Annotated in this window: 22 protein-coding genes; 7 read left to right on the plus strand and 15 right to left on the minus strand. The window is 58.9% G+C overall.

What is annotated here, in order from left to right:
- Window positions 1-86: 86 nt before the first annotated feature.
- Window positions 87-512, minus strand: coding sequence for a DUF2269 domain-containing protein (locus tag QMK54_RS29695; RefSeq protein WP_320401764.1), 426 nt, complete (start codon window positions 510-512; stop codon window positions 87-89).
- 39 nt (window positions 513-551) lie between these two features.
- Window positions 552-2066 (minus strand): threonine ammonia-lyase, biosynthetic, encoded by a 1515-nt coding sequence (gene ilvA / locus QMK54_RS29700; RefSeq protein WP_007976404.1) that lies wholly within the window; start codon window positions 2064-2066, stop codon window positions 552-554.
- A gap of 354 nt (window positions 2067-2420) precedes the next feature.
- Between ilvA and rpiA the strand changes: the two genes are divergently transcribed.
- Entirely contained in the window at window positions 2421-3095 is a 675-nt protein-coding gene (rpiA, locus tag QMK54_RS29705) for a ribose-5-phosphate isomerase RpiA (protein ID WP_110659342.1), read from the plus strand.
- Window positions 3096-3241: 146 nt separating this feature from the next.
- On the opposite strand, the gene QMK54_RS29710 is transcribed toward rpiA, so the two are convergent.
- The 4 genes from QMK54_RS29710 to QMK54_RS29725 form a co-directional block, all read right to left on the minus strand.
- Entirely contained in the window at window positions 3242-4165 is a 924-nt protein-coding gene (locus QMK54_RS29710) for an SdiA-regulated domain-containing protein (protein WP_320401765.1), read from the minus strand.
- Between the two features lie 118 nt (window positions 4166-4283).
- Window positions 4284-5210 (minus strand): SdiA-regulated domain-containing protein, encoded by a 927-nt coding sequence (locus tag QMK54_RS29715; RefSeq protein ID WP_320401766.1) that lies wholly within the window; start codon window positions 5208-5210, stop codon window positions 4284-4286.
- A 234-nt stretch (window positions 5211-5444) separates the two neighbouring features.
- Window positions 5445-6110 carry a fumarylacetoacetate hydrolase family protein gene (locus QMK54_RS29720; protein WP_020797317.1) on the minus strand — a complete coding sequence of 222 codons (666 nt, stop codon included), beginning with the start codon at window positions 6108-6110 and terminating at the stop codon, window positions 5445-5447.
- Window positions 6111-6148: 38 nt separating this feature from the next.
- On the minus strand, window positions 6149-7543 hold the full coding sequence (locus tag QMK54_RS29725; protein WP_320401767.1) for an FAD-binding oxidoreductase: 1395 nt from the start codon (window positions 7541-7543) through the stop codon (window positions 6149-6151).
- A gap of 206 nt (window positions 7544-7749) precedes the next feature.
- Between QMK54_RS29725 and serA the strand changes: the two genes are divergently transcribed.
- Window positions 7750-8979 (plus strand): phosphoglycerate dehydrogenase, encoded by a 1230-nt coding sequence (gene serA / locus QMK54_RS29730; RefSeq protein ID WP_110659339.1) that lies wholly within the window; start codon window positions 7750-7752, stop codon window positions 8977-8979.
- A 61-nt stretch (window positions 8980-9040) separates the two neighbouring features.
- Here serA and QMK54_RS29735 read toward each other — a convergent pair whose 3' ends face one another.
- Window positions 9041-9466, minus strand: coding sequence for a DUF4399 domain-containing protein (locus QMK54_RS29735; protein ID WP_110659338.1), 426 nt, complete (start codon window positions 9464-9466; stop codon window positions 9041-9043).
- A gap of 135 nt (window positions 9467-9601) precedes the next feature.
- Here QMK54_RS29735 and QMK54_RS29740 point away from each other — a divergent pair, with 135 nt between their 5' ends.
- Entirely contained in the window at window positions 9602-10177 is a 576-nt protein-coding gene (locus QMK54_RS29740) for a transporter substrate-binding domain-containing protein (RefSeq protein ID WP_110659337.1), read from the plus strand.
- Window positions 10178-10295: 118 nt separating this feature from the next.
- On the opposite strand, the gene QMK54_RS29745 is transcribed toward QMK54_RS29740, so the two are convergent.
- Both QMK54_RS29745 and QMK54_RS29750 read right to left on the minus strand, forming a co-directional pair.
- Window positions 10296-10781 carry a DUF523 domain-containing protein gene (locus tag QMK54_RS29745; RefSeq protein WP_110659336.1) on the minus strand — a complete coding sequence of 162 codons (486 nt, stop codon included), beginning with the start codon at window positions 10779-10781 and terminating at the stop codon, window positions 10296-10298.
- A gap of 2 nt (window positions 10782-10783) precedes the next feature.
- Window positions 10784-11416, minus strand: coding sequence for a 2OG-Fe(II) oxygenase (locus QMK54_RS29750; RefSeq protein WP_110659335.1), 633 nt, complete (start codon window positions 11414-11416; stop codon window positions 10784-10786).
- Between the two features lie 108 nt (window positions 11417-11524).
- Here QMK54_RS29750 and QMK54_RS29755 point away from each other — a divergent pair, with 108 nt between their 5' ends.
- Window positions 11525-12277 carry a DUF2059 domain-containing protein gene (locus tag QMK54_RS29755; RefSeq protein WP_110659334.1) on the plus strand — a complete coding sequence of 251 codons (753 nt, stop codon included), beginning with the start codon at window positions 11525-11527 and terminating at the stop codon, window positions 12275-12277.
- Between the two features lie 111 nt (window positions 12278-12388).
- On the opposite strand, the gene QMK54_RS29760 is transcribed toward QMK54_RS29755, so the two are convergent.
- A complete protein-coding gene (locus tag QMK54_RS29760; protein ID WP_110659333.1) occupies window positions 12389-13336 on the minus strand; it encodes an alpha/beta hydrolase in 948 nt (315 codons plus the stop codon).
- 96 nt (window positions 13337-13432) lie between these two features.
- Here QMK54_RS29760 and QMK54_RS29765 point away from each other — a divergent pair, with 96 nt between their 5' ends.
- Window positions 13433-14020 (plus strand): DUF6436 domain-containing protein, encoded by a 588-nt coding sequence (locus tag QMK54_RS29765; RefSeq protein WP_320401768.1) that lies wholly within the window; start codon window positions 13433-13435, stop codon window positions 14018-14020.
- Window positions 14021-14086: 66 nt separating this feature from the next.
- On the opposite strand, the gene QMK54_RS29770 is transcribed toward QMK54_RS29765, so the two are convergent.
- Window positions 14087-14338 (minus strand): bacteriocin immunity protein, encoded by a 252-nt coding sequence (locus QMK54_RS29770; protein WP_320401769.1) that lies wholly within the window; start codon window positions 14336-14338, stop codon window positions 14087-14089.
- Window positions 14331-16811: an S-type pyocin domain-containing protein gene (locus QMK54_RS29775; RefSeq protein WP_320401770.1), complete on the minus strand. Its 2481-nt coding sequence runs from the start codon at window positions 16809-16811 to the stop codon at window positions 14331-14333. The genes QMK54_RS29770 and QMK54_RS29775 overlap by 8 nt, the downstream gene beginning before the upstream one ends.
- Window positions 16812-17177: 366 nt before the next feature.
- Between QMK54_RS29775 and QMK54_RS29780 the strand changes: the two genes are divergently transcribed.
- Window positions 17178-19577 carry a penicillin acylase family protein gene (locus QMK54_RS29780; RefSeq protein ID WP_320401771.1) on the plus strand — a complete coding sequence of 800 codons (2400 nt, stop codon included), beginning with the start codon at window positions 17178-17180 and terminating at the stop codon, window positions 19575-19577.
- Window positions 19578-19693: 116 nt separating this feature from the next.
- On the opposite strand, the gene QMK54_RS29785 is transcribed toward QMK54_RS29780, so the two are convergent.
- The gene (locus QMK54_RS29785) at window positions 19694-20659 is read right to left on the minus strand and encodes a GlxA family transcriptional regulator (protein WP_223589475.1); all 966 of its coding nucleotides are present in this window, start codon (window positions 20657-20659) and stop codon (window positions 19694-19696) included.
- Between the two features lie 306 nt (window positions 20660-20965).
- Between QMK54_RS29785 and QMK54_RS29790 the strand changes: the two genes are divergently transcribed.
- A complete protein-coding gene (locus QMK54_RS29790; RefSeq protein WP_110663313.1) occupies window positions 20966-21607 on the plus strand; it encodes an HD domain-containing protein in 642 nt (213 codons plus the stop codon).
- Between the two features lie 135 nt (window positions 21608-21742).
- On the opposite strand, the gene QMK54_RS29795 is transcribed toward QMK54_RS29790, so the two are convergent.
- Window positions 21743-22633 carry an ABC transporter permease subunit gene (locus tag QMK54_RS29795; RefSeq protein ID WP_007993121.1) on the minus strand — a complete coding sequence of 297 codons (891 nt, stop codon included), beginning with the start codon at window positions 22631-22633 and terminating at the stop codon, window positions 21743-21745.
- Window positions 22630-23511 carry an ABC transporter permease subunit gene (locus QMK54_RS29800; RefSeq protein WP_240635715.1) on the minus strand — a complete coding sequence of 294 codons (882 nt, stop codon included), beginning with the start codon at window positions 23509-23511 and terminating at the stop codon, window positions 22630-22632. The genes QMK54_RS29795 and QMK54_RS29800 overlap by 4 nt, the downstream gene beginning before the upstream one ends.
- Between the last annotated feature and the right edge of the window lie 10 nt (window positions 23512-23521).

The raw sequence follows: 23521 nt of genomic DNA on the forward strand, positions 1-23521 counted from the left end.
GAGCTTGCTCGCGAAAAACTCAAGGGCACTGCGGGAAGTCAGGTGCCCCGCGTTTTCGTTAACGTCCATCGCGAGCAAGCTCGCTCCTACACAGGTTTGGCGCCCATCAACCCGGCAATGGCGATAAAGCAGGCAAAACTGAACAACGCCAAGGCAAAGGTGAATTTCCCCACCCCACCCGGCGTCTTGCGCAGCTTGTTCAGCCGCACCAGCAACCAGAACCATGCCAGCGCCGCCACGGTGTACAGCACGCTGGAAGCCAGCAACCAGGTCTGCCCCAGCGGCCAGCCCACCAGGTGCACCATCCACCAGCCGGTGAACGGCATACTCAGTAGCGCCAGCCCCATCAACAGCCAGACAAATACACCCGGCCGTTGCAAGGTAAGGCTTCCCGCCGTCGCGTCCCCCCTGCGCCGCGCAAGCAAAACCCAGACTCCCAGCCCCAGCGCACAAGCCAGCAGTACAACCGTTGCCACCATGTGCGCCGCTTTCAGGGCAGTTAACGTTTCCATTGTCAGATTTCCTTATTACCTGCCCATCAGCGTAGCCCCTCAGCCAAGAAACAGCTGATAGGCCGGGTTATCGCTTTCGTCCCAGTACGGGTAGCCGATTTCTTCCAGCGCCGCCGGCACCAGGTGGCGCTCATCGTGAGGCACTTGCAGGCCCGCGACGACACGGCCATCGGCGGCGCCATGGTTGCGGTAGTGGAACATCGAGATGTTCCAGCGCCCGCCGAGCTTGTTGAGGAAGTTGAACAGCGCGCCCGGACGTTCCGGGAACTCGAAACGCAGGATCACTTCATCGACCACATGCGCCGCGCGACCGCCGACCATGTGACGAATGTGCAGCTTGGCCAGTTCGTTGTCGGTCAGGTCCAGCACCGGGAACCCTTGCTCGCTCAGGCTGGCAATCAGTGCGCTGCGCGGGTCGTTTTCCGGGTGCGTCTGCACGCCGACAAAGATGTGCGCTTCGCTGCCGGTGTTGTAGCGGTAGTTGAATTCGGTGATCTGGCGCTTGCCGATGGCTTCGCAGAACGCCTTGAAGCTGCCCGGCTTCTCGGGAATGGTCACGGCGATGATGGCTTCGCGGCCCTCGCCCAGCTCCGCGCGCTCGGCGACGTGACGCAGGCGATCGAAGTTGACGTTGGCCCCGGAGTCGATGGCGACGAAAGTCTGGCCGCTGACGCCGCGCTGCTCGACATACTTCTTGATCCCGGCCACGCCCAAGGCACCGGCAGGTTCGGTGATCGAGCGGGTATCGTCGTAAATATCCTTGATGGCAGCGCAGATTTCGTCGGTGCTGACGGTGATCACTTCATCGACATGGTCTTTGCAGATGTCGAAGGTGTGCTGACCGATCTGCGCGACCGCGACGCCGTCGGCGAAGATGCCCACGGTCGGCAAGACCACGCGCTCGCCTGCGGCCATGGCCGCTTGCAGGCAGTTGGAATCATCCGGTTCTACACCGATGATCTTGATGTCCGGACGCAGGTACTTAACGTACGCCGCAATACCGGCGATCAGGCCGCCGCCGCCCACAGGGACGAAAATCGCGTCCAATGGCTGCGGGTGCTGGCGCAGAATCTCCATCGCCACGGTGCCCTGCCCGGCAATGGTGTGGGGATCGTCGTAGGGGTGAATGTAGACGTAGCCTTTTTCGTCGACCAGTTTCAGCGAGTACGCCAGCGCTTCCGGGAACGAATCGCCATGCAGCACCACTTTACCGCCGCGGGAGCGCACGCCTTCGACCTTGATCTCGGGGGTGGTCTTGGGCATGACGATGGTCGCTTTCACACCCAGTACCTTGGCCGCCAGGGCCAGGCCTTGGGCATGGTTGCCCGCCGACGCGGTGACCACGCCGCGAGCGCGTTCTTCGTCGCTCAACTGGGTCAGCTTGTTGTAGGCGCCGCGAATCTTGAACGAGAACACCGGCTGCAAGTCTTCGCGCTTGAGCCAAATGCTGTTGCCCAGCCGCTCGGAGAGCTGGCGGGCAGACTGCAACGGGGTTTCTACGGCAACGTCATAAACGCGCGAGGTGAGGATCTTTTTGACGTACTGTTCAAGCATCGGAAAGCATCACTGAGCGGGTTGGGCAGGACCATGGAGTCTAACCCGGCTTTCAGCCACACGACCACACTAAACCGGTGGTTTTAGGCCTGACATACATCCTGTGGCGAGGGGGCTTGCCCCCGTTCGGTTGCGAAGCAGCCGTAAAGTCTGTTGATTGGGAGTGTCTGAAAGTATGCAGGGGAGCGCTTCGCACTCCAACGGGGGCAAGCCCCCTCGCCACAGTCCTCCCTCGCTACAAAAAACCTGTTCAGCCTGACATACCGTCGCACCCGCCAATCGGGCAATGACCTTCCCGGCCTCGAAGCCTATAATGCCGGCCTTTGTTCCCCTCCTCGGCACCCCGGAGCCCGCATGAACCAGGATCAACTCAAACAGGCAGTGGCTCAGGCCGCCGTCGACTTCATCCTTCCGAAACTCGACGACAAGAGCATCGTCGGGGTCGGCACCGGCTCCACCGCCAACTGCTTCATCGACGCGCTGGCCAAGCACAAGGGCGCATTCGATGGCGCCGTCGCCAGTTCCGAAGCCACCGCCGCGCGCCTCAAGGGCCACGGGATTCCGGTGTATGAACTGAACACCGTCAGCGACCTGGAGTTCTATGTCGACGGCGCCGATGAAAGCGACAAGCACCTGAACCTGATCAAGGGCGGCGGCGCGGCCCTGACCCGCGAGAAGATTGTCGCGGCCGTGGCCAAGACGTTCATCTGCATCGCCGACGCCAGCAAACTGGTGCCGGTGCTCGGTGCTTTCCCGCTGCCGGTGGAAGTGATCCCGATGGCCCGCAGCCACGTGGCCCGCGAGCTGGTGAAGCTCGGCGGCGACCCGGTTTACCGCGAGGGCGTGCTGACCGACAACGGCAATATCATCCTCGACGTGTTCAACCTGCAGATCACCAATCCAGTGGAACTGGAGACGCAGATCAACGCGATCGTCGGCGTGGTCACCAATGGTTTGTTCGCGGCGCGTCCGGCGGATCTGTTGCTGCTGGGTACCAACGAAGGCGTGAAGACACTGCGGGCCGAGTGAACCCGACTGCCCACCTTTTTGTGAGTGGACGAATAACCTGTGGGAGCGGGCTTGCTCGCGAAGGGGCCGTATCAGTCGATAGAGATGTCAACTGACAGGTTTCCTTCGCGGGCAAGCCCGCTCCCACATTGGGTTAGTGGTGTTGCTCAGGGCTGTGCCGGCTTCTTGAACACGTAGAACAGGTTCGGCTCACTGACGAGGTACAGCGTACCGTCATCATCCACGGCGATCCCCTCCGCTTGCGGCACGGTTTTTTGCAGGCCCTGGCGCCCCTTGTGCAATGACATCGTGCTCAGCGGACGCCCGTCCACATCCAGCTCCAGAATCAATCGCGACTCATCCGACAGCGCCAGCAAATGCCCGCTGCGCTCGTCGTATTGCAGGCTCGACAGATCCCGCACGAACATCCCCGCATCCCGTTTGGGGTCGTTGATCACGTGCACCGAGTAGGACTCTTCGGGATTGAAGCGCGGAAAACCGTGCACCTCGTAGATCAGCATCGGGTTGCGCTCCTTGGCGACGAACAGGCGCTTGCCCACTGAATCGTAGGCCAGGCCCTCGAAACCCTTGTTGCCGCCCTTATCCATGTGCACGCCCAGGGTCATTTGCTCGGCGTCTGCCGCATCGAGGAAGGTAGTGTCAGGTTCCAGACGAACCTTGATCAGCCGCTGATGGCTCTCTTCAGCAATCACGTAAGTGTCGGCATTAATGAATTCAACCGCTTCCGGATCACCGAAGCCGACCAGCGCCACACGACGCAAAATCTTGCCGTCGAGGGACAACTCGATCAACTCGCTTCGTTTATTGGTGACGGTGAACAGGCTTTTGCGCACCGGGTCGTAGGTCAATGCTGAAACGTTGTCAGGCAGGCCATCGATCACCTGAGCTTCGGTCACGACCCGATACTGGTCCAGCGCCATGGACTGGGAACTCGCCGTCTGCCACAGCGTATGCAGATTGAACCAGGCACGTTCGAACAGGCGCAGGTATTGGCCGAGCGCAATCAATACGATCAGCGAGAGCACCGACAGGATCAGGATCAGGGATTTGGGGCGGGCAAATCGACGCATTCGGGCAGGCTCAGGGTCAAAACAGGCGGATGAAATATCACGCCTGTCTGAACTGAAGCTTAATGGCCACTGGCCCGTTCCTACAACCGAGCGCAAGAAGTCCTACAAGCCGTAAACGTCAGCGCTGTTTTTCGAAGCGATAGAACAGGTTCGGCTCACTCACCATGTACAGCGTCCCCGCTTCGTCCATGGTCACGCCCTCGGCGCGGGGAATGGTGTTTTTCAGGCCGTTGAAGCCGCGCAGCAGGGCGATGAAACTGACTTGCTCGCCCTTCTTGTCCAGCTCCAGCAACAGGTGCGAGTCGGCGGACAACACCAGCATGTGGCCGGTGCGCGGGTCGATGGCCAGGGCAGACAGGTTGCGCATGTCCAGCGCATGACTGGCCAGTTTCAGCTTGTCGCCGGTAAGGACCTTGCCGTCACCGCTCCAGGTAAACAATGCCGGCGGGCGCTCTTCGCCCAGCACCAGTTGCTGATTGTTCGGATCCCAGGTGACACCTTCGAAGGCCTTGTTCTGGTCTTTGGAAGGGCCGAGGTCGTATTTCGGGAAATCGACGATGTTCAGTTCGCGGGTATCGGCATCGACCTTGACGATAACGATCAGATGCTCGCGCTCATCGACAATGGCCAGTCGGCCGTCGCCTAGCACGGTGACGCCTTCAGGGTTGCTCCAACCCACCAGCGGCATTTTGCGCAGCACATCGCCCTGCAAGCTCAATTCGACCAGGAACGGGTTCTTGCCCATGACCGAAAACAGGGTTTTGGTCTGAGGGTCATAGGCCACGTCCGACGCTTCGTCCTTCTCCATGCCCGGCAACGGCTTGGCATCGATCACCGCCCGATAGTCCGGAAGCCAGATGCTCGCCTGGCGCTCGGCCGGGCTTTTGAATTGCTCTTTCACCCAGAGCACGGCCCGCGCATCCCAGTGCATGGCAAATGCAACGCCGTAGGCGACAGCGGCCACCAGCAGTAGCCAGATGTACCAACGCAGGGCGAAGCGTGAGCGGCGGGCAGGGTCAAGCGTGGAAAGCGGAGCAGTGGCCATTGGGGAATGCGTTCCAGAAATTCAGGCTAGGGGTAATAGCACAATTTTGGGCCGGCTCAGAGGCCGAAAGCCTGAAATTATCCAGACCGGATGTGAAAAAAACGGGAAATGACAGGATCGGCGTTTGTGGGAGCGGGCTTGCTCGCGAAAGCGGTGTGTCAGGCAACACTTATGTCGACTGTCACACCCTCTTCGCGAGCAAGCCCGCTCCCACAGGGTTTAGCGATGTCTGGACTAGCGAACGCTGCTGGTGAAGCTGCTGGCGCCCGGCAGTTCCAGGACGATCTCGTCACCGACATTCAGCGGACCAACGCCCACTGGCGTACCGGTGAGGATCACATCACCGGCCTGCAGCGAGAAGCAGCCGGCCATGTGCTGGATCATCGGCACGATCGGGTTGAGCATCGCGCTGCTGTTGCCGTCCTGGCGAACTTCGCCGTTGATGGTCAGGCGGATGCCGATGTCGGTCAGGTCGGCAAAGGTGCTGCCGGACACGAACGGAGCAATCACCGCCGCACCGTCGAAGGACTTGGCGATTTCCCACGGCAGGCCCTTGGATTTCAGCTCGGCCTGTTTGTCGCGCAGGGTCAGGTCCAGGGCTGGGGCAAAACCGGAAATGGCGTCGAGCACTTCTTCAACGCTCGGCTTGGTCGACAACGGTTTGCCGATCAACACCGCGATTTCCGCTTCGTAATGCACCGAACCGCGCTCGGTCGGAATGCTGAAACCACCTTCCAGCGGCACTACGCAACTGCCCGGCTTGATGAACAGCAGCGGCTCGGTCGGCACCGGATTATCCAGTTCCTTGGCGTGTTCGGCGTAGTTGCGGCCGATGCACACCACTTTCCCCAGCGGGAAGTGAATGCGCGTACCGTCGACATACTGGTGCTGATAGCTCATTACCGACTCCTGCTTCGTTGGCTCTTAAAGTTCGAAAATCAAACAGCGAAAATCTTGCCCGGGTTCATGATCCCGTTCGGGTCGAACACCGCCTTGACCGCCTTCATGTACTCGATCTCGACCGGGGAACGGCTGTAGGTCAAGTAATCACGCTTGGTCATGCCCACGCCGTGTTCGGCGGAGATCGAGCCGTTGTACTTCTCGACGGTTTCGAACACCCACTTGTTGACGGTGGCGCACTTGGCGAAGAACTCGTCCTTGCTCAGGTTATCCGGCTTGAGGATGTTCAAGTGCAGGTTGCCGTCGCCGATGTGGCCGAACCAGACGATTTCGAAATCCGGGTAGTGTTCGCCGACGATCGCATCGATTTCCTTCAGGAACGCCGGGACTTTCGACACAGTGACCGAAATGTCGTTCTTGTACGGCGTCCAGTGGGAGATGGTTTCGGAGATGTATTCGCGCAGTTTCCACAGGTTCTGCAGCTGGGTTTCGCTCTGGCTCATCACGCCGTCCAGCACCCAGCCCTGCTCGACGCAGTGCTCGAAGGTTTCCAGGGCGTGATTGGCCACCTCTTCGGTCGTCGCTTCGAATTCCAGCAGTGCGTAGAACGGGCAGTCGGATTCGAATGGCGCCGGCACATCGCCACGAGCCATGACTTTGGCCAGGGCCTTGTCGGAGAAGAATTCGAAGGCGGTCAGATCAAGCTTGCTCTGGAAGGCGTGCAGTACCGGCATGATCGAGTCGAAATCAGCGGTGCCGAGTACCATTGCGGTGAGGTTTTTCGGCGCGCGGTCCAGGCGCATGGTCGCTTCGACCACGAAACCGAGGGTGCCTTCGGCGCCGATGAACAGCTGGCGCATGTCGTAGCCGGTGGCGTTCTTGATCAGGTCGCGGTTCAGCTCCAGCACGTCGCCCTTGCCGGTGACGACTTTCATGCCGGCCACCCAGTTACGGGTCATGCCGTAGCGAATGACTTTGATCCCGCCGGCATTGGTGCCGATATTGCCGCCAATCTGGCTCGAACCGGAGGATGCGAAGTCCACCGGGTAGTACAAGCCTTTTTCTTCAGCGACGTTCTGCAATTGCTTGGTGACCACGCCCGGCTGACAAACGGCAGTACGGTCGGTGAGGTTCACGTCGAGGATCTGGTTCATGTAGTCGAACGACACGACCACTTCGCCATTGGCGGCCACGGCAGCGGCGGACAAACCGGTGCGACCGCCGGACGGCACCAGCGCCACCTTGTGTTTATTGGCCCACAGGACAATGGCCTGGACCTGCTCGGTGGTCTTGGGGAACACGATGGCGGTCGGGGCCGGGGCGAAATGCTTGGTCCAATCCTTTCCGTAAGCATTCAGGGAGTCGGCATCGGTCAGCACCTTGCCAGGCTCAACCAGGGTCTTCAGCTCATCAATCAGGGCAGGATTGGTCATCGACAGAACTCTCGAACAATTCATGGTCATCCTGAGAACGCTTCACGTCGCAGGAATGAGTGTTTAGCGGGGTGCATATGCTAGCATACCGACCCCGCAGGATAGTGCCCAAGGGCTGTTCTGCGGTGACGGCTTTCTTGCCGTGCGGGTCAGCTCCGGGCTGCTCCCTTTCCTGCCATTTTTCTCCGGGATACAGGTTTACGCAGATGAGCAAGACTTCTCTCGATAAGAGCAAGATCAAGTTCCTTCTTCTCGAAGGCGTCCACCAATCGGCTGTCGACGTCCTCAAGGCGGCGGGCTACACCAGCATCGAGTACCTGACAGGTTCTCTGCCGGAAGCCCAGCTCAAGGAAAAGATCGCTGATGCTCACTTCATCGGCATTCGCTCCCGCACTCAACTGACCGAAGAGATCTTCGATCACGCGAAGAAGCTGGTCGCGGTCGGCTGTTTCTGCATCGGCACCAACCAGGTCGACCTGAGTGCTGCTCGCGAGCGCGGTATCGCCGTGTTCAACGCGCCGTACTCCAACACCCGCTCCGTAGCGGAACTGGTGCTGGCCGAAGCGATCCTGCTGCTGCGTGGCATCCCTGAGAAGAACGCTTCCTGCCACCGTGGCGGCTGGATCAAGAGCGCGGCCAACTCCTTCGAGATCCGTGGCAAGAAGCTGGGCATCGTCGGTTACGGCTCGATCGGTACTCAACTGTCGGTCCTGGCGGAAGGCTTAGGGATGCAGGTGTACTTCTACGACACCATCACCAAGCTGCCATTGGGCAACGCCACCCAGGTAGGCAACCTGCACGAGCTGCTGGCGATGTCCGACATCGTTTCGCTGCACGTTCCGGAAACCGCCGCCACCCAGTGGATGATGGGCGAGAAGGAGATCCGCGCTATCAAGAAAGGCGGCATCCTGATCAACGCCGCCCGCGGCACCGTGGTCGAACTGGACCACCTGGCTGCAGCCATCAAGGACAAGCACCTGATCGGCGCGGCCATCGACGTATTCCCGGTGGAGCCACGCTCCAACGACGAAGAGTTCGAAAGCCCGCTGCGTGGCCTGGACAACGTGATCCTGACCCCGCACATCGGTGGTTCTACCGCTGAAGCCCAGGCCAACATCGGTCTGGAAGTCGCGGAAAAACTGGTCAAGTACAGCGACAACGGTACTTCGGTATCGTCCGTGAACTTCCCGGAAGTGGCCCTGCCGGCTCACCCTGGCAAGCACCGCCTGCTGCACATCCACGAAAACATTCCGGGCGTGCTCAGCGAGATCAACAAGGTCTTCGCCGAAAACGGCATCAACATCTCCGGTCAGTTCCTGCAGACCAACGAGAAGGTCGGCTACGTGGTAATCGACGTCGACGCCGAGTACTCGGACCTGGCGCAAGAGAAGCTGCAACACGTCAACGGCACCATCCGTAGCCGTGTGTTGTTCTGATCACGACCTGAGCGACTAAAAAGGGAGCCTACGGGCTCCCTTTTTCATTCACGCCACAACGTTACTTGACGTTGACGGTGATCTTCTTGGAAACGATCGGCGGATCGAACGGCATGTGGTTGCTATCGCCCAGTTCGAGCTGCAAGGTGTGCTTGCCCGGCGTGAGCGTTATTTCAGCCTGGGTCTGCGCACCGCCGAAATGCAGGTGGTTGGCATCCTTGGGGATCGGCGCACCGGCGGCTGGCAGTTCATCGACGTCAATCAGCACGTGGTGATGACCGGTGTTCTTGGTGGGATCGCCCGCCGGAGCCAGGGCAATGTTCTCGACCGCGAACTTGACGACGACAGTCTGTGGAATCGTCGCACCGTCCTCGGGAGAAACAATGGACACTTCGGCGCCTTTCGGAGCCGGCGTTGCTGCACTGGCCAGCACTGAAACACCCATCAACAGGCCAGCCAAAGCAGCACGTGACATAAAGGTTTTCATTCTCTTCTCCAGTTTTTCCGTAAAATCCGCGTGACCATGACAACTTCATGGCCAATTGTTGTCGAAGGCACTCGACAACCATAGCAAAGCGAGCCTGAATCAGAGGGTCGCGATAATAAATTCAAAGGAGTGACCATGCGCTTTCTGCCTGGCCTGATCTGCCTGCTACCCCTTTTGAGCCCGTTGGCTCACGCCGAACTGATTGATGACATCAACGACCGGGGTGAATTGCGCATTGCCGTTGAAGCCAATACCCCCCCGTTCAACTTCAAGGATGACGACAAGCTCACCGGCTTCGAAGTCGAACTGGGCCAACTGCTGGCAAGTGAGCTCGATGTCCGGGCCGACTTTGTCGTCACCGACGGCAGCGACCTGCTGACCGGCGTCGAAAGCGGCAAATACGACATCGCCATCAACCACATAGCAGTGACCCCGGATCTCAGGGATCGTTTCGACTTCAGCGAACCTTACGTTCAAACCCATGCGCAATTGATCGCGCAGAAAGAAGAGCCACGCTCCATTCTGCTGGTGCAGTCGCTGACAGAAGAGAAGCCCAAAACCAACCCGGCCGTGAGCCTGGCGATTCCGTTTCAGAAAGGTAATCCGGCGTTCCATGCCAGCCTGGAAAACGCCCTGCAGCGGATCAAGGATGACGGGAGATTGCACGCGCTGGAGCAGAAGTGGTTGGGGAAGGAAGCGGACCTGAAGTGAAAGCAAAACCTGTGGGAGCGGGCTTGCTCGCGAAAGCGTTGTGTCAGTCAACATATGTTGCAACTGACAGGGCCCCTTCGCGAGCAAGCCCGCTCCCACATGGGTTACAGGTTGGTGGCTAGACCAGCGCAGCCAATGCCTGCGCCGCTTGCGCCAACTCCAACTCACTGAACACCTGCACCCCATGGCGCTTGAGCAGCGCCGCCGTCACGCCCTCGCCGCGGACCTTCACGCCGCTGAACGTCCCGTCATAGGTCAGCAGATTGCCGCACGACGGGCTATTGGCCTTGAGGATGGCGATGCGGATGCCATGTTTTTGCACCAGTTCCAGTGCCTGATACGCCCCCGACAGAAACTGCGCACTGACGTCCTCGCCTTCGGTAGTGATCACCAACGCCTGGCCATCGAGGACTTGCGCGCCCTGCCCACCTGGAATCTCCGCTGCCGCCCGAGGCGTCGGCAATCCACCGGCGACCTCCGGGCACAACGGCACGATCCGGCCCTCATCAAGCCACTGCTGAAGCTGATCGAACGGCCCGCTGGCCCCGCCGTCGTAACGAACCCGGTGGCCCAACAGGCAACGGCTGACGAGAATTTTCCGCATGATCAGAACGGCTCGTTGCCGCGCCGACGAAACCAGCCGGTCAGCGACAGGCGATCGCGGGTCGCGGGCAAAACTTCGTGGGGGACTTCGCCGGAGAGAAACACCACCAGGCAGCCGCCGGTAGGCTGCACGTCGTGGACACGATCGTTATCGAGGTACATGCGCAACTGACCACCGTGTTCGGGAAGCCAGCCGTCATTGAGATAAACCACCGCCGAAACCATGCGTCGGTCGTCATCGCGAAAGCGGTCGACATGCCTCAGGTAGAACGCCCCTGGCGGGTACATCGCAAAATGGCTTTCGAAATCCTCGAGGCCGAGAAACAGACCGCGATTGATTGCCTCGCGCAGGCTGTCCATCAGATTCAGGTAGCTGTCGCACGCCTCGGCCTGGCCGGGGTCGATCCACTGGATATGGTCGCCACGAATCCCTTCGCGGATCTCCGATGACGGCCCACGGCCCACGGCGGCCGGAGCCAGTTCACCCTCGGCAGCACGTTTGCGACACTCGGCCGCCAGCGCCCGGGTCAGATCCAGCGGCAGGAAAATATTCTGCTGCGACCAGCCGTGTTCGGCCAGGTCGTCGACGATTCGTAACAGCAGCGGGTGATCAGAGGATATTTGCATGGCGCGCATAGTATTCCTGTGCCCGGAAATCCGACAGAGCCGCGCAGCGGGTTGATACGAATTCTCGACAAGTACCGATACCCCACGGAGAATAGTCGCCTGCTGAGTGGAGTCCCTATGCGCCGTTTGCTTTTATCACTGCTGATGTTCTGCGTTTTGCCCGCCTGGGCAGACGGCCACGACCAGTTGTACAAGGTCGCCGGCTGGCCGGAACAACGCGCGCATTTCAGCGACGCCCTCTCGGCTGCTCAACAACGCTACCAGGGCAGCCTGCCTCCGGCGGTGTTTCAGGCACTGGTCAGCAACAGCAATCAGCGTTTTGCCGCCCAGGCCGTGGACCAGCGCGCCGAAGCGCAATTGCGCAAAAATCTCGCCGATCCCAAACCCGCGCTGACGTTTTTCCAGTCGCCCCTGGGCAAGAAAATTGTCGCCGCCGAGCTGCTGGCGACCCGCCGCGACCAACTGGCGAAAAACGCCAAGGGTCTGCCGAAGATGCAGGCCAGCGACAGCCGCCTGCTGATCATCGGCCATTTGGCACAAGCGCTGCCCGCACGCGAGGCTGGCGCGGAAGTCAGCCTGGCGATTGCCGGCGTTGCCGCCGACAGTTTGAGTTCGATGATCCCGGGGTTGCTGGGTGCCGGTCAGGCCCAGGGCATGCTCAACGGCCAGCGCCAGCGCCTGATGGACCAGATCGGCAGCGACCTGAACAACACGCTGCTGTATGTCTATCGCGAGCTGTCGGATGAAGAGCTGGAGGAGTTCGCGACCTTTGCCGAATCGACGCAAGGCCAGGCTTATTATCAAGCGGCGCTGGCGGCGATTCGGGCGGGGTTGGCGGTAGGGCAGAGCAATTCAAACCTGACCCAGTGAACTTCGCTGTCAGATAGATCGCCTTCGCGAGCAAGCCCGCTCCCACAGTGGATCTGAGTACGCCGGCCCATTGTGGGAGCGAGCTTGCCCGCGAAAGGGCCGGAACAGGCGCTAGAGATTCCGCCCCTTGATCCGCTTGGTCAAAAACCCGAAATACTCCGTTCGCATCACCAACGTCTCATTCGCCAGATGATGCCGCGCCTCGGGCAGCATCAACACTTGCGGCCGATCAAACTTGCTCCGCAACACCTCCAGGTTGTGCTCCCAATCCACCGTCATGTCGGCCTGCCCCTGCACGATCAGCGGCCGACGGCTACTCATGGGCGCTGCCTCGATGCGTTTGATCCAGCGCGCCAACGCCCCCACCCAGGCGGTCGGCAGACGCAGCGGCTGCAACGGATCGGCTTGCAGGAACGGCAAAAATGCCGGGTCGTTGGAGTTCTCGCTGAAGCGCCGGGCGATGGCTTTGACGAAAGGCTTGAGCACGTAGTAACTCAGCTGCGACCAACCCCACGCCCGCGGCCGCACCAGCGGCGACAACAGAATCACCTGCCCCTGGGCCGGGCTGCTCGCCCCCGCATTCAACACATGATCGATCACGATTGCCCCACCGGTACTCTGCCCACACAGGTGCCACGGTTGCGGCAGGTCAAGGGATTGCGCCTCACTGAACAAGCCTTGCAAGGTGTCCTGGTACTCGGCGAAATCCTTGATGCTGGCCCGCTCGCCACTGGACAGCCCATGCCCCGGCAAGTCGCAGGCAATCACCGCGAAGCCCTGGTCCAGCGCCCACTCGATCACATGCCGGTAGAGCCCGGTGTGGTCGTAGAAACCGTGGATGACAAATAGCGTCGCCTTGGCTCGCTCGGGCCACCAGAACTGGCTGACCAGTTCATATCCATCGACCTCGAATCGCCCAAGGCCACTGCGCACCTGACGCGGCGCGAAATCCAGCCCGTAGAATCGCTGGTAGGCCTGCGCCTGCGCCGACAACGGCTGCCCGGCCGCCAATGGCAGCAGACTTGCACGTAGAAGATCAGGGTCGAAAGTAGCCGGCATGGACGATTCCAGAACGTGAAACAGACTTTATAGGCCTGCGATATTCTTCTGTCGCGGCAAGCATGGCAAGCTAGCCGACCTTCGAGGATCGAACCGATGCGCCCGCCCTTTCGCGCCACATTGTTTGCCAGCCTGCTCGCCGTGGTGTGTGCCGGCGTCTTGTGGGCGGCGTACGACTGGTTCCAGGGGCGTTACCTGCGGGCGTTCAGCGAGCACACGGCGATGTTTTCCGGCGATCCGCTGCGCCTTCCCGAAGCTCTCGCCGGCCCTGGCGCCATCCGCCTGGTGCATTTCTGGGACCCGGCCTGCCCGTGCAATGTCGGCAATCAACAACACCTGACCGAACTGGTCGAGCGCTACGTCCCCCATGGCGTGGAATTCTATGCCGTGCAAAAACCCGGCAGTCACGGCCAGTTGCCGGGCACCTTGAGCAGCCTCAAGTCCATCGACATCCTGCCCGGCTCCGAACAGATCCCCGCCAGCCCGGCCGTGGCGATCTGGGATCGCAGCGGCAAACTGGCGTACTTCGGCCCCTACAGCGAAGGCTTGACCTGCAACTCCAGCAACAGCTTTATCGAACCGATCCTGCAAGCGCTGGATGAGGGGCGTGCGGTGAGTGCCACGCATACGCTGGCGGTGGGGTGTTACTGCCCGTGGATTGGCAATGAGAGAGCCAATCGCTAGTCAGCCGATAAAAGAAATGGTCTTGCCGTCAGTTAACGGCAAGACCATTTTTTTTGAATCAAGAGCTTAAACCGTTTTAAATCCTGGCTTTCCGTTCGCTGCCCGCCATGCTTTCACCTCTGCCACTACTGCCACCGGCCCACTCTTCCCGGCCTCTGGATAAAACAACAAATCGGACCCAGATGGGTGTTCGGTCAGGGCCTTAAACTCTAAAATCGCGTCAGTGTGTTCCTCTTCCGTATCATATTCATCATTATATACTTTCGTAACAAACCTCAAAAACTCGCCCTCTGACATCTCACTTATTAACTTACTCATTTTTTGACCCCTTATGAGTTTCAATATGATTTTTCGGAGTAACTGCATTAATATTGTCAATATCGTATACACCACCACCTTCGGAGATATACTTCTTATGATGCAGTTCAAACCTCACTCGCCTACCCACCTGCTCACTCTCTTTTGCAATAGGTGCTCGACCCTTCTTCATTGTAGCCAAAACACCAACATCAAAATGTTTAGCTAACTCAGGATCATTAGAGACTGCTTTCCAAAAAGTCTCTCGAAACGCCCTGAAATTTTTAAACTCCCTGCCTCTCAGTTGATCGGCAATCTGCGACGGAACAGGTGCACCCTCACCCAGCGACGCAGCCCCAAGCCAGATCCCCGATACAGGCTGACCAAAACCTGTCGCAACACCCGGATCTTCTCGCCGGTCCCGAAACATCGTATAGACCGGTGGCAGGCCAGAATCCACCGGAAAAACCGTAATAAAATCATCAAAACTGGCTTCGGAAACCGAAGGGAATGTATCGAGCCGTCCCTCAACCGGAGTCACCGTTGCCCCAGTGTAGACCGGTGGCACTGGCTGTTCAGCAGGTGAAATCGTCGAACTATTCCCTGGATTGACGACAGGGGTCCATGTAAAGGTTCGTGGTGGTACATCCTCTGTGGTGACGGTATAGACGCTCTGTTTAGCGTTATAAGTAGCAGCAACTACGCTGACTTTCGAAGGAACAGTCAGACCATCCGTCTTGACGACAAAAAGCTCTGACTTCCCATCCGCAGCAGTCTTCGAGCTAACCCGATAAGGTAAATCAACAGTTCCGCCAGCAGCAGCGACGGCGTTTAAATTTTGCCCAATGTCAGGTGCAAGGTCCGAGAGAGGTGTACTGAAAGCATAACGTTTAGGTAATTCGCCATTACCCAACTTCGATGAGTAGAACAGTGCTGAAACACCTACAACAACCCCGGCCCCAACACCTGCGACAACACCTCCCAAATTTGAAATTGCCGCACGGATACCCGCTTGCAGAGTTACCGAAGCTGCCTCAATAACAGCAACGGTTCCCGCCGAGGTCATAAACAACGGTCCTGCCGCTGACGCAGCACCTGAGGCACGGAACGTGTTGGCGCTTCGAATAGCCTCTGTTGCTGCACGTGCCTGCTCATCAGCAATACGCTTGGCTTCAGCTTCTGCCGCAATACGAGCTTGTTCAGCAGCTACACGCATTGCTTCAGCCTCTGCCGCAATACGAGCTTGTTCAGCAGCTACACGCATTGCTTCAGCCTCTGCCGCAATACGAGTTTGTTCAGCAGCTACACGCATTGCTTCAGCCTCTGCCGCAATACGAGCTTGTTCTTGTAGATAACGAGCTTCCTGCTCCGCTGCAATACGTAACTGCTCTTCCAAACTCTCCGCTTCTTGGGCGCGAGCAATCAACCCAGAAAAGGCAACTGTTGTTTCCCATAAATATCGAAGGTTTTCTGAGTGAAGAAGCGCTACATGGTAATCTTGCCAGCGCTTTCCAATATTCGTATTGGCCTGAAAGTCCACCAGATTATTAAGAGCCTCGTGCTCAGGCTTGCTTAATGGTGCATTTATATTTGGGTTTGCCTTTACGTAAGGGCGGACAGCAGCCCACTCCGAATTAAATATCTGATCTGTCGCCGCTTTATAATGAATGAGCGATTGAGATAGGCTACGCCCTCCTATCGAACCTGCTACTGCAACAATTCTTTCAGCGAGAAATACAGGCAACAGTTGAAAGCGAATGTTTGTTTCCAAATTGACAACTGAAAGTCTTTCTGCCGCAAGACGCCTCTGACCGTCTCTATCATTCGAAACCCCGGCATTTGCCTGGTCTTTTTTCATAGACAGTTCTGGGAGCTGATTGGCCAGAACATGCATCCCCAACGAAAGACGTTTAAGCTCTAACGCAGCACGATGCGCCTTGTCTATTGCATCATAGGCACCCACGAAACTTGGCTGATTCAAGTCCAGGCTTTCATGGAGCTTCTTGAAGGACAACTCCTTCATCAAAAAAAATGGATTATGACCGTAAAGCGAGTGTGCGACTTCGTTATGGGCTCGGTATTCTGTTGCTTTTGATTGGATTGCCTTAATAGTTACTTCCTGATCTATTTTGGCCGTTTCCGCTAACGAGAGAGCGCGCCCCATTTTGGCTGCTTGCTTTTCATGCTCTATTTCTCTTTTAGTTGTCTCTGCAAGCCTATTAAAAATTTCTACGTATTCACTATCTATGTATTCCTTATTTACTTTCTGCTCCAACATCAGATCATCCCATATGAAAGGAGTAATCGGACGGAGCTTCCCAGAGCCAGCACCGGTACCTCTATGGGGGCCTTCATACGGCCCCCAGGCCCCTTTGAAATAACCACCGATATCCTGCCGCGATGGTTCCTTTTCGCTGATATATACTGGGCCAATCTCAAAAGAGCCTGGTCCTAACTTCCTATGAAACCCTAAATATTTTTCAGCATCATTCATATGACTTATCCATGTCAGTTTATCCATATTCAAATAACGTCTTGAGTGCGTACCTTATTGTTCATTGGCGATTTTTGGCAGATAGCACTGACAAATTAGAGGGCAACATGCCGCCCTTTCTTTGACCATCAGATTGTATTTATCGTTATCAACGAAAAATATGTGACTACCAATACACCCCAACTTAAAGACTAAGATCCGCTGTAAAATATTGCAACATCACATCCTGTAGTAAAACTCCTAGAAGCCCGAAGGAAAATTCCTAATTAAAAATATTGCACGATTAATTCTCAAAGCACTACTATCGACAAGATCAAAACCATAAACTTTCCTCCCAATAATTCTAACAACATGGAACGGACTCTTATGAAACGCAGCCTGACCGCTCTCGCTCTGTTGATCGTCGTGCTGGCCGCCGGTGCCGGCGGATACCTCTACAGCAAGCAGCCGTCACGCCAGGGCATGGTGGAACTGCAACACTTGCAAGGCTCCGTCAGCGTGCGCTACGACGAGCGCGGTGTCCCGCACATCCGCGCCGACAACGAAACCGACCTGTACCGCGCCCTCGGCTATGTGCATGCCCAGGACCGCCTTTTCCAGATGGAAGTCCTGCGTCGCCTGGCCCGTGGCGAACTGGCTGAAGTACTCGGGCCAAAACTGCTCGACACCGACAAACTGATGCGCAGCCTGCGCATTCGCGAACGCGCCGAAACCTATTTCGCGAACCTCGACAAACAGTCGCCCTCCTTCATCGCCATGCAGGCCTATCTGGACGGAATCAACCAGTATCAGGACAGCCACGCCAAACCTGTGGAGTTCGATGTGCTGGGCATTCCAAAACGCCCGTTCACCGCCCAGGACACCATCAGCATCGCCGGCTACATGGCCTACAGTTTTGCCGCGGCCTTTCGTACCGAACCCTTGCTGACATTCGTGCGCGATCAACTGGGCGCCGAATACCTGAACATCTTCGATCTCGACTGGCAGCCCAAGGGCGTGCTCAACGGGACCGCTACCCCCTTGGCCAGCGCCGATTGGAAAGACCTCAATGCCCTCGCCCGCCTGAGCGAACAGGCCTTGGCCGACAACGGCCTGCCACAGTTCGAGGGCAGCAACGCCTGGGCCGTCGCGGGCAGCCGGACACAAAGCGGCAAGCCGTTGCTGGCGGGCGATCCGCATATCCGTTTTTCCGCGCCGTCGGTGTGGTACGAAGCGCACCTCTCGGCGCCGGGATTCGAACTCTACGGCCACTATCAGGCCCTGATGCCGTTCGCCTCCCTGGGCGTGAACCGCGACTTCGGCTGGAGCATCACCATGTTCCAGAACGACGACCTCGATCTGATCGCCGAGAAGGTCAACCCGGACAACCCCAATCAGGTCTGGTATCGCGGCAAGTGGGTAGACATGACGACCAGCGAGCAACAGATCGCGGTCAAGGGCCAGGCACCGGTAACGCTGGTGCTGCGCCAGTCGCCCCACGGCCCGATCGTCAACGATGCCTTGGGCAGCGGCGTTGGGAAAACACCGATTGCCATGTGGTGGGCGTTTCTCGAAAGCCAGAACCCGATCCTGGAAGGCTTCTACCAGCTCAATCGCGCCGATACCCTGGCCAAGGCCCGGGGCGCCGCGGCAAAGATCCAGGCCCCGGGCCTGAACGTTGTCTGGGCCAATGCCAAGGGTGACATCGGCTGGTGGGCGGCGGCGCAATTGCCTAAACGTCCGGCGGGGGTACGCCCGTGGTTCATCCTCGACGGCAGTACTGCCGAGTCGGACAAGGATGGTTTCTACCCGTTCAGTGCCAACCCCCAGGAAGAAAACCCGGCGCGGGGCTACATCGTCTCGGCCAACTTCCAGCCGGTGTCGCCGACCGGCATGGAGATTCCCGGCTATTACAACCTCGCCGATCGTGGCCAGCAGCTCAATCGCCAGCTCAGCGACAAAGCGGTCAAATGGGACCTGGAAAACAGCCAGAAGCTGCAACTGGGTACCACCACAGCCTACGGCCCGCGCCTGTTGGCACCGCTGCTGCCAGTGTTGCGCGAAGTGGTGAGCGATCCCGCCGAACTCGAAATGGTGGAGCAACTGGCCCAGTGGAAAGGCGATTACCCGCTCGACTCCACCAGCGCGACGCTGTTCAACCAGTTCCTGTTCAACCTGGCTGACGCGACGATGCGCGACGAACTGGGTAACGACTTCTTTGAAACACTGCTGTCGACCCGGGTGATCGACGCCGCGCTACCCCGCCTGGCCGCCACTGCCGATTCGCCGTGGTGGGACAACCGCAACACCCTCGACAAGGAAACCCGTGCCGATACAGTGAAGGCCGCCTGGCAAGCCAGCCTCGCGCACCTCAAGACCACCCTCGGTCCGGACTTTACGCAATGGCAGTGGGGCAAGGCGCACACCCTGACCCATGGCCATCCGTTGGGGCAACAGAAGCCGCTGGACCTGGTCTTCAATGTCGGCCCCTTCGCCGCACCCGGCACCCACGAAGTGCCGAACAACCTCTCGGCGAAGATCGGCCCGGCTCCCTGGCCTGTCACCTACGGCCCTTCGACCCGACGCCTGATCGACTTCGCCGACCCGGCCCACAGCCTGACCGTCAACCCGGTGGGCCAGAGCGGCGTACTGTTCGACAGTCACTATGATGATCAGGCCGAGGCTTACATCGAGGGGATGTATTTCCAGGCGCACCTCAATGATGAGGAAGTCACGGCCAATACCCGCAGTACGTTGAAGCTATTGCCGGCGCGGGCTGCACCCTAGATTTGTTGCTGGCTGGGCCGGCCCCTTCGCGAGCAAGCCCGCTCCCACAGTTGAAATGCATTCCCCTGTGGGAGCGGGCTTGCTCGCGAAGAGGCCCGAAAGAACGACACAAGGCTTCAAACCATCGCCGCAAAATTCAACCTGAACTGCTGCGGCGTCACCCCCAGCCTGCGATTGAACACACTGCGCATGTGCTGGGCATCGCGAAAACCGCATTGATAGGCCACGGTCTTGAGCGGCGCACGCGTGCTTTCGAGCATCACCCGCGCTGCATCGACCCGTGCACGCTCGACGAACTCGGCCGGGGTGATTTTCGCTTCCTTGGCAAACACCCGGGAAAAATTGCGCGCACTCATGTTGGCCGCGTTGGCCAGGTCGGCAATGGCCAAGTCACCGGTCAGGTTGGCCAGCACATAATGCTGGACCATCGCCACCGCCGAAGTCGCTTCGGCGTGCGGCGTGAGGAACGGGCTGAACTGCGATTGCCCGCCCGAACGCTGGGTGAACACCACCAGCCGCTTGGCGACATTCAGCGCCACTTCCGGCCCGTGATCCCGGCCCAATAGATACAAGGACAGATCGATACCCGCAGTGACCCCCGCCGAGGTGAACAGCTCGCCGTCCTCAACATACAGTCGATCCGCTTCCACCCGGGACGAGGGACACAGCGCCGCCAGATCCGCTGCGTCCTGCCAATGCGTGGTGACCGTGCGCCCCTCCAGCAACCCGGCCCGGGCGAGCACGAAGGCGCCATTGCAAATCGAGCCAAAGCGCTGCGCCCGCCCGCAGGCATCGCGCAGCCAGGTGTCGAATGCCACACCGAAACTCATGAACGGCAACTGCGGCCCGCCGGCCACCAGTAGCAAGTCGTACGCCTCCAGCGCTTCGCTGAAATGTCGATGGGCGTTGAGTGAAAGGCCGTTGGAGCACGCCATCATCCCGCGTTCGACGCCGATCACCTCCAGACGATAGTGGTCCTGTGGGGCAAGAAAGCGATTGGCCTCGGCAAACACATCCATGGGGCCGGTGACGTCCAGTGACTGGACGCCGGCGAACACCACGATGGCTACGGTTTTACTCATGGTTCGGAACGCCTCTGATGGCATTGAATTGCAATGCATACCTGTAGGAGCGAGCTTGCTCGCGATGGTCGTCAACGATAACGATGGGGGCCTGACACCCCGCGGCGCTCTCAGGTTCATCGCGAGCAGGCTCGCTCCTACAGGGTCTGCATGCACCCTAGCCAATCGGCATCCAACAAGCGAGGTTGGCGCGATATGCACGCTCATTGGCCGGGATCGCAGCCATGGATCGATTGTCCGGTTTCGGGGGTCGGAACAGACTTGAACCCTCAGCGCCGCCGCGGCGCTCTCCCTGAGGAAACGCCCATGAGCACCACCATCGCCGGTATCAAGATCCCCGACAGCACCTTGGCGCGGGCCGCCACCGACTACATCCGCGACATCGAATCCGACCTGCTTTACCACCACTCGCGCCGGGTATTCCTGTTCGGTGCATTGAGCGGCGAACGCAAGCAACTGGCCTACAACCCCGAGCTGCTGTACATCGGCGCGATGTTCCATGATGTCGGCCTGGTGCAAGGTCATCGCAGCGACAACGAGCGCTTCGAAGTCGATGGCGCCAATGCGGCAGCGGCGTTTCTCAAGCCTTACGGGCTGAGCGACGACGATATCGAACAGGTCTGGCTATCGATTGCCCTGCACACCACACCGGGCGTGCCCCGGCACTTGCGACCCACCGTGGCGCTGGTCACGGCAGGGGTCGAGATGGACGTACTGGGCATGGACTACGCAGCGTTTTCCACCGTGCAGCGTGAAGCGGTGGTGCATGCGCATCCACGGGGCGAGGGGTTCAAGGAGTGCATCATCTGTGCGTTTGCCGATGGCTTGCGTCATCGCCCGCAGACCACGTTCGGCAATGTGAAGACCGATGTGCTGATGGATCAGGAGCCGGGGTTCAAGCCGATGAACTTTGTCGAGGTCATTCGCAAATCCCCTTGGGTCGCATAAGCCCCCTGTAGGAGCCGGCTTGCTGGCGATGGTGTGTCAGTCGAAATCAATGTGACTGACACACCATCGCCAGCAAGCTGGCTCCTACAGTGGATTCGGGTTGATCACAAGATCGTGGTCAACCCGATTTCAGGCTTATGCCGCTTCCGGTGCCTGGGCGCGACGCACGTCCGGTTGCTTCCACGAATCGGCTGCCGCTTCTTCGATCGCTTGCTGGATCGCACGCTTGCGGCTTTCTTCGGCGCGACGGCTGAAGAACCAGACCAGGAAGGTCACGATAGACACCGCCAGCAGGATCAGGCTGGCCACGGCGTTGATCTCGGGTTTAACCCCCAGGCGAACCGCCGAGAACACTTCCATCGGCAAGGTCGTGGAACCCGGGCCGGACACGAAGCTCGCCAGCACCAGGTCATCGAGGGAGAGCGCGAAGGACATCATGCCGCCCGCTGCCAGCGACGGCGCGATCATCGGGATGGTGATCAGGAAGAACACCTTCCACGGTTTCGCGCCGAGGTCCATGGCCGCTTCTTCGATGGACAGGTCCAGCTCACGCAAGCGCGCCGACACCACCACCGCCACATAGGCCGCACAGAACGTGGTGTGGGCGATCCAGATGGTGACGATACCGCGTTCCTGCGGCCAGCCAATCATCTGCGCCATGGCCACGAACAGCAGCAACAGCGACAGACCGGTGATCACCTCAGGCATTACCAGCGGCGCGGTGACCAGGCCACCGAACAGCGTACGGCCCTTGAAGCGGGTAATACGGGTCAGCACGAATGCCGCCAGCGTACCCAATGCCACCGCCGCCACCGCCGTGTAGCAGGCGATTTCCAGCGAGCGCACCACCGAGCCCATCAGTTGCGAGTTGTCGAGCAGGCCGACGTACCACTTGATCGACCAGCCACCCCACACCGTTACCAGCTTGGAGGCGTTGAACGAGTAGATCACCAGGATCAGCATCGGCAGGTAGATGAACAACAGACCCAGTACCAGCATCAGGCTGGAGAAACGGAAGCGCTTCATTCTTTACCCTCCATTTCCTTGGCCTGACTGCGGTTGAACAGAATGATCGGCACAATCAGGATCGCCAGCATCACCACCGCCAGGGCAGACGCCACCGGCCAGTCACGGTTGTTGAAGAACTCTTGCCAGAGCACTTTACCGATCATCAGGGTTTCCGGACCGCCGAGCAGTTCCGGGATCACGAACTCGCCCACCACCGGGATGAACACCAGCATGCAGCCGGCGATGATGCCGTTTTTCGACAGCGGCACGGTGATTTTCCAGAAGCTGTTGAAGGTGCTCGAACCCAGGTCCGATGCAGCTTCCAGCAGGCTCTGGTCATGCTTCACCAAGTTGGCGTACAGCGGCAGGATCATGAACGGCAGGTAGGAATAGACCACGCCGATGTAGACCGCCAGGTTGGTGTTGAGGATCTGCAGCGGTTCGTTGATCCAGCCCATGCTCATCAGGAAACCGTTGAGCAGGCCGTTGTTGCTGAGGATGCCCATCCACGCATAAACGCGGATCAGGATCGCGGTCCAGGTCGGCATCATGATCAGCAGCACCAGCACCGTTTGCATTTCCTTGCGTGCAACGGAGATGCCGTAGGCCATCGGGTAGCCGATCAGCAGGCAGAGTATGGTGCTGAACAACGCCATCTTCAACGAGCCGAGGTAAGCGGCGATGTACAGCTCATCACCGCCGAGCATCACGTAGTTGCCCAGGTTAAGCAGCAGCTGCAGCTTCTGTTCGGCGTAGCTGTAGATTTCGGTGTACGGCGGAATGGCCACGTCTGCTTCGGCGAAGCTGATCTTCAGAACGATGAAGAACGGCAGCATGAAGAACAGGAACAGCCAGATGAATGGAATGCCGATGACCACCTGACGGCCACCGGGAATTATTCGATTG

The sequence above is a fragment of the Pseudomonas sp. P5_109 genome (assembly GCF_034009455.1).
GTDB lineage: Bacteria > Pseudomonadota > Gammaproteobacteria > Pseudomonadales > Pseudomonadaceae > Aquipseudomonas.